This is a genomic window from Legionellales bacterium, assembly GCA_026125385.1.
Classification (GTDB): domain Bacteria; phylum Pseudomonadota; class Gammaproteobacteria; order JAHCLG01; family JAHCLG01; genus JAHCLG01.
The window spans coordinates 19,104-29,399 of the sequence record JAHCLG010000030.1; the positions used below are offsets into that span (position 1 = coordinate 19,104).

Genomic DNA, 10,296 nt, shown 5'->3' on the forward strand with positions numbered 1-10,296 from the left:
TCCTCAGCTTATTCCTTTTCCCCAAAGCCCTTGTAATTCAATCAACGCTTTATCAAAATCCGTATGCGCACGCCAATACTGTTTTTCCGTTTGAAGCAACGTCGCCTGAGCATTGGCTACCGTGACATAAGGATAACGCCCTTGGAAATAGCCTTTTCTAGCCATTTTTACGGCTAGCTTAGCCTTTGGTAAAATGGTTTTAAGTAACATGTGCGCTTGATATTGACTGGAGCGGGCTTGTTGATACAAACGATTCAGCTCGCTTTTTAAATCGATCATTTTTTGCTGTTGGTTCGATAGCGCTGCGTTGTAATCAGCTAGCCGACTCATGCGGTTACCTTGATTACGATTATAAATGGGCAGTGGTAGTGAAAATTCAGCGACTAAGCTGTTGTCATGCGTATCCGAAAAATGCCTCGCACCCACGCCAACCGTCAAATCAGGCCATGCTTGCTTTTTTGCTAGGATAATCCGTCGATACGCAATCTCTGATGTCATGAGTTGTGCTCGCCAGAGGGAGCCTTGATACAGTTTTTTCAACAACACCTGATACGATAACAGGCGGTGCGGCAAGCCGCGATCCACGACCCCTTGGTACCGCAAATTCTTCTTACCAACAAGCAATACCAAACGTTTCCAGGTTGCATTTAAGGCTTGATGGGCAAGTCGATGTGCTATTTTTGATTGTGATAATTGGATTTGGGCTGTCATTAAATCCAACGGTGAGCCAGAACCTGCTTTTATTTTTCGTTTGAGCGTGGTTACAATATCTTGATTAAGGCGAATAATTTTTGACGTGGTCTGCAACCAATTCTTAGCGTAAAGTACGTCAAGGTAGCGATTCCCCAATCGAACATATAAATTAACCCGAATATTGTCTAGCTCAATTTTGCTGAGACCAATTAAGCTTTGTTGAACTGCTTGATTGGCTTGGCGCTTACCGCCTAAAGGGAAAGGCTGAGCGAGCATAACCGTGGTTTCAGCGGCGTTGAAATCTTGATAAGGCCCACTACCGGCAATATTTTCAGTTGAAACGTTCAACGAAGGGTTAGGGTATGTTTTTGATTGCACTAACTGCCCATTGGCAGAGTGGATTGCTGCAATTCCTGACTTAATTAATGGGCTGCATTGCATCGCAACGTTCAACGCGTGATTGAAAGTAAACACTGGAGCTGCTTGAACTAACGCCATACTGCTTAAAAGTAATAAGCTCCCTAGCCAAATCCGGCCTATTTTACATTGTTTTCCCTTCATTGCCCCATCCTGTGATCAAGTAATCAGTCTATCCTTATATTTGCGGTTTCTCATTTATGTTTCCCAATGGTATGTCCAACAATATCTTGAATAATACAGCGAATACATTCATCCGTGACTTGATAAAGCATGCGTTTGCCATTCCGACGGGCACTAATTAAATTCGCATCACATAACTGTTTTAGATGATGGCTCACTAAAGATTGAGAAGGCTCTCCCATCACCCGCATGAGTTCACTGACCGACATCGCAGAGTCCAGGCATGCCCAGAGGATCCTCAATCGATGCGCTTGGCTGATCACCTTAAGTAAGCGAGAAACATCCTGAAAATCGTCGTTATTCATTAACAAAGACTAACAAGCTGAAATATCAATGTCAATTAATATGAATGTTGATTGATATGACAACATTGATTTGGCACAAATAGCATGCTAAAGTGAAACATTAACCTTTACCTTAGCTTTAACCTTGTGGTGATTAATGATCTTCAATATTCATAACATGCACTGTGCAAGCTGTGTGAAAAGCATCGAGCAAGGCTTGCTAAAAGATGATGCTGTCTCTAAGGCCAGCGTCAACCTTGCCAATAAGACGGTCGACATTGAGTCAAAACTCTCAACTGAACAGCTTATTTCTCTACTCCAAAACTTGGGTTATGAAGCTAGTCTTGCACATGAAGACAATCAAGACTCAGATCAAGAAGACAACTTAATGGCAAGGCAATACAGAGTATTAATCAAGCAAAGTTTGATTGCCGGAAGTGTTGGTATTATTTTGATGTTATTAAGTATGTTCCAACTACTGCCAAGTCTCTCCACCCTACATGGCCAAGTTATCAGTTTTTTCCTAGGTATTCTAACATTTATCACGCTCTACTATACGGGCAAAGATATCTATCAGCATGCGACAAAAGCCTTCTGGCATCATCAAGCCAACATGGATACGCTGATTGCTGTCGGAACAGGTAGCGCCTGGCTTTACTCTCAAATAATTACTATTTTCCCCGCGCTTGTTCCAGCGATGGCACAGCATTTATATTTTGAAGCAACCTTAATTATTGTTGCTCTAGTAAAATTAGGCTCTGCATTAGAACTAAAGGCAAGAGGAAAAACCTCTCAAGCTATTAAGAGACTGATTGGACTACAGCCCAAAACAGCACGCTTGATCAAAAATAATGAAGAAATCGATATACCTGTAGACAAAATCCAAGACAATGACTTATTACGCGTTCGCCCGGGTGAGAAAATACCGCTCGATGGTGTCGTTATTGAAGGACAATCAACCATTGATGAATCCATGTTAACTGGTGAACCGATCCCTATCAAGAAACAGTCAGATGATACAGTAATTGGTGGCACAATGAATAAGCAAGGTAGCTTTATTATGCGCGTCACTCGTACGGGCGGAGAAACGACACTTTCGCAGATCATCAATTTAGTGAAACAAGCACAAAATACAAAGCCATCCATCGCTCGATATGCTGATATTATTGCCGCCTATTTTGTTCCAATTGTCATGGCCTTGGCTGTCTTAACTGCTCTGATTTGGTTTAATATCGGCCCGACGCCTCAAACAGGATTTATGCTGGTATCAGGGATGACCGTACTAATCATCGCCTGCCCCTGTGCATTAGGACTAGCCGCACCGATATCCGTAATGGTTGGTATGGGTAAAGCTGCTGAATTAGGCTGTTTAATCCGTAATGGCGAAGCGCTTCAAAGCGCTGCTTCATTGGAGACTATCGTTCTAGATAAGACCGGGACCATCACACTAGGGAAGCCTAAAGTTGCCAATGTATTTGCTACAACCAATAGCAATGAGACAGGATTATTATCTATCTGTGCCAGTTTAGAGGCACAATCAGAGCATCCGCTTGCTGAAGCTATTTTAGAGGAAGCTAAGCAACACAAGATAGAGTTGCAATCAGTCACACAATTTTCTGCACTAAGTGGCTTAGGTGTCAGTGGCATTGTTCGGAACAAGCATTTTTTGTTAGGTAATAAAAAAATGATGCTGGATAATAACATTGATCTCACTCCCCTATTGCCCAAAGTTGAAGAAGAAACACAACTAGCTCATACCCCTATGTTTTTAGCCTGTGATGGCTTGTTACAAGGCATGATCACCGTGGCCGATCCAATCAAAGCCGATTCGAAATCGGCTATTAATCGACTAAAGGAATTCGGAATACGAGTCATTATGCTTACAGGAGATAACCAAGCAACGGCATTGGCTGTGGCAAAACAAGTTGGCATTGATCACGTTATTAGTGAAGTTCTGCCGCAGGATAAAACCGCAGCTATTAAGCAATTACAATCAGAGCATCGCCGTGTAGGGATGGTTGGAGACGGCATTAATGATGCGCCAGCTTTAAGTCAAGCAGACGTGGGTTTCGCGATGGGAAGTGGAAGTGATATTGCTATTGAAAGTGCTGACATCACGCTAATGAGACACTCTATTCATGCTGTCGTCAATGCTATTGCATTATCCAAAGCTACGATGCGCAACATGAAAGGTAATATGCTGGGTGCGTTCGCCTATAATTTATTAGCTATTCCTATCGCAGGTGGAATTTTGTATCCCCTTTTTGGTCTATTGTTAAATCCCATGATTGCAGGCGGTGCTATGGCATTATCCTCGGTAACAGTGGTCACCAATGCCAATCGCTTACGTTGGTTTAAAGTGGAGGAATAATGATAGCTTTATTACTGGTTAACACGATAGGCATTCTCCTAATGATTACCATTTTGTGGTGGTTTTTATTTTATCGCAAAGCCATCACATCATTTGACGGTGAAACTCACATTAAGATAACCGTGAACAACGGTGTCTATGATCCGGACGTGATTAAAGTATCAGGTGGCAAGCCTATCTCACTACAATTTAATCGCATTGACCAAAGCCCTTGCTCATCAGTGGTGCAATTTAAAGATCTCGATGTGAGTGCTGAATTAGCAATTGGAAAAACTACAGATGTTCCACTCAATATCAAAGCACCAGGGGAATATGAATTTACTTGCCAAATGGGCATGTATCGAGGAAAACTAATCGTTATGGATGACTCGAATCAACAATAAGTATTAAGTGAGTCAGAACATGTTAGCTAGTATAAAGGCTGTGTTACAAAGGATACCCTTAATCGGCGTCTGCTTTAAACCAAAACATCCCATTAAAAAGATCGCCAGAGAATCGTTGTTAGTCGGTAGCATGTTTGTTGTTCAAGAAGCATTTAACGCCGTGGGTGGTTCACTGAGCATGCAACACGCTCATCACCCTATGGCTGCGCCTGACGATCAAGGGACAATGCCTGAAATGAACATGCCTTCAAATCGTGTAATTTATGGGAAAATGTTATTGATGATGCTCTGCGTTGCCTATACTCGAAATATTGTGATGAGTGTCGCCATCCAAATTAAAGAGCGATATTATCCTAATCGCGATGAAGCCTCTCCAGTGAGTGCAGAGAGTGATTGGCGTGATCACGTCACAACAAAAACACTCGTCAAAACATTACCTATCATAGGAAATTTTGCTGATAAACCATTAATGCGACAAAAAACACCCCTAGAAATCAGCTTTGTTTTATTTGATGAGGCAGCCATGTTAACCCTTGGTACATTAACAATGGCATTACCGCCCATGCCTGAGCAAGATATAAAACACTTTTTCATCCGTTACTTCCGTATGCTAGGTGGTATGGGCGCTGGTAGCATCAGCGTTGAAAGCATTCAGCAATGTTTGCAGCATTATCAGCCACAGTGTTTTAGTCCTGAGCGTGGTTTACCATTGTTGGATTCACCTTCTACTCACTAAGTTTCAGTGTTTTACTTTTCCAAAGATAGAAAATCGCTGGCAATAAAATTAAGGTTAGCACTGTCGCGCTAATCATACCACCAAACATAGGCGCGGCAATGCGTTGCATGACTTCAGAGCCAGTGCCTGTCCCAAGCATAATAGGCAGCAAACCAATAACAATCGTTGCCACCGTCATAATAATAGGGCGCACACGGAGTAAAGCACCTTTGATCACAGCTTCTCTCAACGTTTCTAAGTTGGAAATATTACTATCGTTTAACGATTGGTTTAAATACACCAACATGATCACCCCGATTTCGACGGCAACACCAGCAAGCGCAATCATTCCAACACCCACAGCAATCGACCAGTTGAAATTGAGCAAGAAAAGCGTCCAAAATCCACCCGCTAATGCGAGAGGTAATGTGAGTAAAATAATCAATACTTCTCCGACACTTTTAAAATTGAGGTACAACAGCAAAATAATAATAATTAAGGTGATGGGCACGACTTTCATCAGCCTTGCTTTCGCACGCTGCATATACTCATATTGACCAGACCAAATCAACCGATATCCCGGTGGCATCGTCAGCTTTTGGCTCAACGCCGCCTTGGCGCGTTTAATATAAGTGCCCACATCAACGTGATCAATATCAACAAGCACCCACCCCGTTAATTTTGCATCTTCACTTTTGATCACAGGAGGTCCACCAGTAATAAACACATCTGCCACTTCGTCTAAAGGGATATGGGCTCCTGTCGGTGTCACGATGGGTAACGCTTTGATCCGCTCTAAAGAATCTCTATCAGCTTGTGGGTAACGAATGTTAACAGGGAAGCGCTCTCGACCTTCTATAGTTTGGGTAACATTCATGCCACCAATCGCCGTACGAACAACCTCTTGTACTTGTTTAATGTTCAAACCATAACGTGCCGCATGCTGACGATTAATTTTAATTTGAATATATCGACCACCTGCTGATCGATCAGCATAAACCGAAGCCGTTCCTTTAACGGGTTTAAGAATGTCTTCAATTTTTTGACCAATGGATTGAATGGTGTGTAAGGAAGGGCCTGTAATTTTAATGCCAACCGGCGTCTTAATTCCCGTCGCCAGCATATCGATCCGGGTTTTAATAGGCATCACCCAAGCATTAGTCAAACCAGGAAACTGAATTAGTTGATTAAATTCCGCTTTAAGCTTTTCACGTGTCATACCTGCACGCCACTCACTTTTAGGCTTTAGTTGAATGACACTCTCGATCATCGTCAACGGAGCTGGATCAGTTGCGGTATTTGCTCGTCCAATTTTGCCAAATACGCTTTTTACTTCAGGTACTGTTTTAATTAATTTATCGGTTTGCTGAAGTAGTTGCCTTGCCTTACCAATCGAGATCCCCGGCAAAGTGGTTGGCATATACATCCAATCACCCTCATCTAATGTGGGCATAAACTCTGAGCCTAAATGGTGAATGGGAATACTGGTAGCTATCACAACAAGCAATGTTAACAGCACAACAACCCAAGGTGACTTCAACACAACGTGTATCACGGGGCGATAGATGGCAATAAGAAAACGATTTGCTGGGTTTTTACGCTCTGATATGATTTTTCCACGAATAAATAACCCCATTAATACCGGAACCAAGGTTATGGATAGACCAGCGGAAGCAGCCATTGCATACGTTTTAGTAAATGCTAGCGGAGCAAAAAGTTTCCCCTCCTGGGCTTGCAGCGCAAATACCGGCAGAAAACTTAAGGTGATAATGAGTAATGAAAAAAATAACGGAGGCCCAACCTCCAACGTGGCCTGACGGATCAATTGCCATCGATTCGACTGAGTTAACCCATCCCGTTCAATATGCTTATGAACATTTTCAATCATTACGATTGCAGCATCAGTCATGGCCCCAATGGCAATGGCTATACCACCCAGCGACATAATATTGGCATTAATCCCTTGCCAATACATGATCAAAAACGCAGCCAAGATTCCTATTGGTAAACTAACAATCACGATAAGCGCTGAGCGGAAATGACAGAGAAACACGAAGCAAACCAACATAACAATTAATGATTCTTCAACCAACTTCCATTGGAGGTTATGGATCCCACGAGTAATTAACCCTGAGCGATCATAGGTTTCAACAATTCTCACACCCTTGGGAAGGCTCTTTTGAATAGCATGTAGCTTTTTCTTAACCGCGGTTATTGTTTTAAGGGCGTTTTCTCCACTACGCATCACAACCACACCGCCAACAACTTCTCCTTTTCCATTAAGCTCAGCAATGCCTCGACGCATTTCAGGGCCAAGTCGGATAGTTGCTACATTTTTTAATAAAATAGGTGTTCCATTATGATTAATACCTAGTGGTATCGAGCGAAGATCCTTTAACGAATGAATATAACCATTGGTACGAACCATATATTCAGCTTCACCCATTTCAACCACAGAGCCACCAGTTTCACTGTTGGCTTCTTGGATGGCTTTTTTAACTTGTTGCAAAGTTAGACCATAAGTCCGAAGTAGGTCAGGATCTAAAACCACCTGATATTGCTTAACCATACCACCCATGGTCGCGACCTCAGATACGCCAGGAACCGTTTGCAACTCATATTTAATTTGCCAGTTTTGAATACTGGTTAACTCTGAAAGATCATGATGCCCCGTTTTATCGACCAACGCATATTGATAAATCCAACCTACACCCGTTGCATCAGGTCCTAACTCAGGCTTGGCATTACTGGGTAATTGACTCGCCACTTGATTTAAATATTCTAAAACACGTGAACGCGCCCAATATAAGTCAGTGCCGTCTTTGAAGATAACATAGACATAGGAGTCACCAAAGAATGAATATGCTCTAACCGTGACTGCACCAGGAACTGCAAGCATTGCCGTGGCAAGTGGATAAGTCACTTGGTCTTCAACCACTTGAGGTGCTTGTCCTGGATAATTGGTTTTTACAATCACTTGAACATCGGATAAATCAGGAATAGCATCAACGGGCGTGTGCTGTATTGCATAAACACCCAACGCAATCAGAATTAATGTAGCAACAATAATTAAAAATCGATTATCTAGCGACCATTCAATGATGCGCGTGATCATGTCCTTCCCCTTTTGCTTTCATTGATGGCCCCATGTTGTGGATTTTGATAATTTCAAACTGGTTGTTCTTCTTAATTAACACAAAATGGATAGAGTCATTAGCCTGAAGTCCGGCCAAATCACACTGAGGAGAAACAGCTAAAGTCATCGTCATTTCTGGCATATCAAGAGCATCAATTGGGTTGTGATGTAGCATGATTTTCCTTGATTTCTGGTCAACATGTTGCACAATTCCCATGCCCACATACTCTTTTGACACGTCTTGATTAGTATTTTGCTCTTGTTGCTCATCCATGCGATTTAAATCAGCGCTCACATTAGATTCAGAATCAATTAAGAACTGAGCTGATGTGACAACTCTCTCACCTTCTTTTACTCCTGATATCACCTGATAATAGTCGCCTGATTGAATGCCTACCGTCACGGGCTTCGCTTGATAGCGTCCCTTGCCTAATGCGAGGATCACCCTGTCACCATTTTCAGTTCGTATAAGTGCTGCGGCTGGCACGGCAAGTGTTTTATGGGTTGGCTCAGATTGGATCATAACGCTTGCATACATATTGGGCTTTAAGCTTAAATCTGGGTTAGGAAACATCAGTCTAACTCTAAGAGTATGCGTTTTTGGATCAAGCTCGGGATAAACATAGTCCACTTTTCCTTGCCATGTTTTAGCCGAAAGCCGTGCAATGGCAACCTCGCCTGGCTTAACAAAGGAAGACTGCTTAGCAAAAACATCTGCTATTATCCAAATTGAACTTAGGTCATCAATGGTCATTAAATCCATATCCGGTTTTATAAACTTACCCTCACGGACATGCAATTTAGAAATGATGCCTGAATGTTTAGCAAATATGTCAATGGTTTCTGTGGCTTTCATAGACTCTGTCAGCGCTTTAACTTGAATCTTAGAGATCCCTAGCGTTAAAAGCTTTTGTTTTCCTGCTCTAATCAATGCGGGATTATTGTTTTTCAGAGCAAGCAGATACTCCTCCTGAGCATTATTCAATTCGGGAGAAAATAAAGACAAGAGTTTTTGTCCCTGTTGAACATGTTCGCCCGTGGATTTTACAAAGAGTTTTCTCACCCAACCACTCGTGTAACTATGAACATGATCGATATTATTTTCATTAATGGTGACATACCCTACAGTCTTTATCTCGCGTGATAACACTTTTTTTTGTACTTCAGCAACTTTAACGCCAAGCTGATTTTCAACATTGGGTGAAATAGTTACTTCATTAGTATTATTAGCATGAGCATCTGCATAGACAGGAACAAGATCCATTCCCATGGGAGACTTGCCCGGTTTATCACGCCGATAATTAGCATCCATTGGGGCAACCCAATATAATACTTTTCGCTCCGCTTTTTCTGGCATGGATGAAGCTTTGTCATGAGAAAATAACGTAGACTTAGTCATAAAACCAGCAAAGAAGATCACGATCACAACTATGACCCAAAGCAATGGTTTTTTCATATTACTTCCCCCTTAGGTATTCAAGCATAACGAAAGCTTGTGCGCGTTTAACGCGTGCTTTTAGTAAATCGAGTTTATCTTTAAGTTGCGCCTGATAGGCTTTTGAAATACTTAAAAAATCAACTTGATTATTTTGATAGGCCGTAAGACTAGACTCTGCAAACTCCTGTGCTCTTGGCACTATCTGGGTCTGTAACAGATGAATACGTTGAGAAGAATGCTCTATAATGTGACGCTCTTCATAAAACATTTTCAGCATATTACGATATTCTGTTTGTCTCGCAGACTCAGCGGCTTGAATTTTATTCTCGTTCGCTGAAATAACCTTATCTTGGCGATTAGATGAGAATAGTGGCAAATCAAACGTAACACTGGCGCTCACGAATTGACTTCGTCTCGAACCATCCATATTTCGTCCTTGACGATAGCCATAATTAATTCCAATGGCAAAAGCAGGGATTTTTTGTTGTTCTGCCCATCGAAACATAGACTTTGAAGAATCGATTAAAGCGCTATCTCTACGTAATAAAGGATGTTGATGAATATAGCGTGATAATTTATGCCTTGGTGGCAGGACTATATTTTCTAACGAGTTAACGCGAATTTGCGCCGCCGCCCGCCTGCCAATCCAACGCCCTAAGTCATCGACAGTCAGACG

The 10,296-nt window shown here is 42.1% G+C and carries 8 protein-coding genes; 3 read left to right on the forward strand and 5 right to left on the reverse strand.

Features of this window, described 5'->3' with window-relative positions:
• Positions 1–3 precede the first annotated feature (3 nt).
• Both KIT27_10335 and KIT27_10340 read right to left on the reverse strand, forming a co-directional pair.
• On the reverse strand, positions 4–1,254 hold the full coding sequence (locus KIT27_10335) for a TolC family protein (GenBank protein ID MCW5590040.1): 1,251 nt from the start codon (positions 1,252–1,254) through the stop codon (positions 4–6).
• Positions 1,255–1,304: 50 nt separating this feature from the next.
• The gene (locus KIT27_10340) at positions 1,305–1,598 is read right to left on the reverse strand and encodes a winged helix-turn-helix transcriptional regulator (GenBank protein MCW5590041.1); all 294 of its coding nucleotides are present in this window, start codon (positions 1,596–1,598) and stop codon (positions 1,305–1,307) included.
• Between the two features lie 136 nt (positions 1,599–1,734).
• On the opposite strand from KIT27_10340, the gene KIT27_10345 reads away from it, so the two are divergent.
• From KIT27_10345 to KIT27_10355, 3 genes are read left to right on the forward strand one after another with little or no spacing between them, the layout of a single operon-like run.
• Positions 1,735–3,948 carry a copper-translocating P-type ATPase gene (locus tag KIT27_10345; protein ID MCW5590042.1) on the forward strand — a complete coding sequence of 738 codons (2,214 nt, stop codon included), beginning with the start codon at positions 1,735–1,737 and terminating at the stop codon, positions 3,946–3,948.
• A complete protein-coding gene (locus tag KIT27_10350; GenBank protein MCW5590043.1) occupies positions 3,948–4,331 on the forward strand; it encodes a cupredoxin domain-containing protein in 384 nt (127 codons plus the stop codon). Before KIT27_10345 ends, KIT27_10350 begins: the two co-directional genes overlap by 1 nt.
• A gap of 19 nt (positions 4,332–4,350) precedes the next feature.
• The gene (locus tag KIT27_10355) at positions 4,351–5,067 is read left to right on the forward strand and encodes a hypothetical protein (protein ID MCW5590044.1); all 717 of its coding nucleotides are present in this window, start codon (positions 4,351–4,353) and stop codon (positions 5,065–5,067) included.
• On the opposite strand, the gene KIT27_10360 is transcribed toward KIT27_10355, so the two are convergent.
• The 3 genes from KIT27_10360 to KIT27_10370 all read right to left on the reverse strand — a co-directional run.
• Positions 5,057–8,161 carry an efflux RND transporter permease subunit gene (locus tag KIT27_10360; GenBank protein ID MCW5590045.1) on the reverse strand — a complete coding sequence of 1,035 codons (3,105 nt, stop codon included), beginning with the start codon at positions 8,159–8,161 and terminating at the stop codon, positions 5,057–5,059. The two genes, KIT27_10355 and KIT27_10360, sit on opposite strands and share 11 nt — an antisense overlap.
• Positions 8,142–9,638 (reverse strand): efflux RND transporter periplasmic adaptor subunit, encoded by a 1,497-nt coding sequence (locus KIT27_10365; protein MCW5590046.1) that lies wholly within the window; start codon positions 9,636–9,638, stop codon positions 8,142–8,144. Before KIT27_10365 ends, KIT27_10360 begins: the two co-directional genes overlap by 20 nt.
• A gap of 1 nt (position 9,639) precedes the next feature.
• Positions 9,640–10,296, reverse strand: a 657-nt coding sequence (locus KIT27_10370) for a TolC family protein (protein ID MCW5590047.1), incomplete at its 5' end; no start/stop codon positions are given.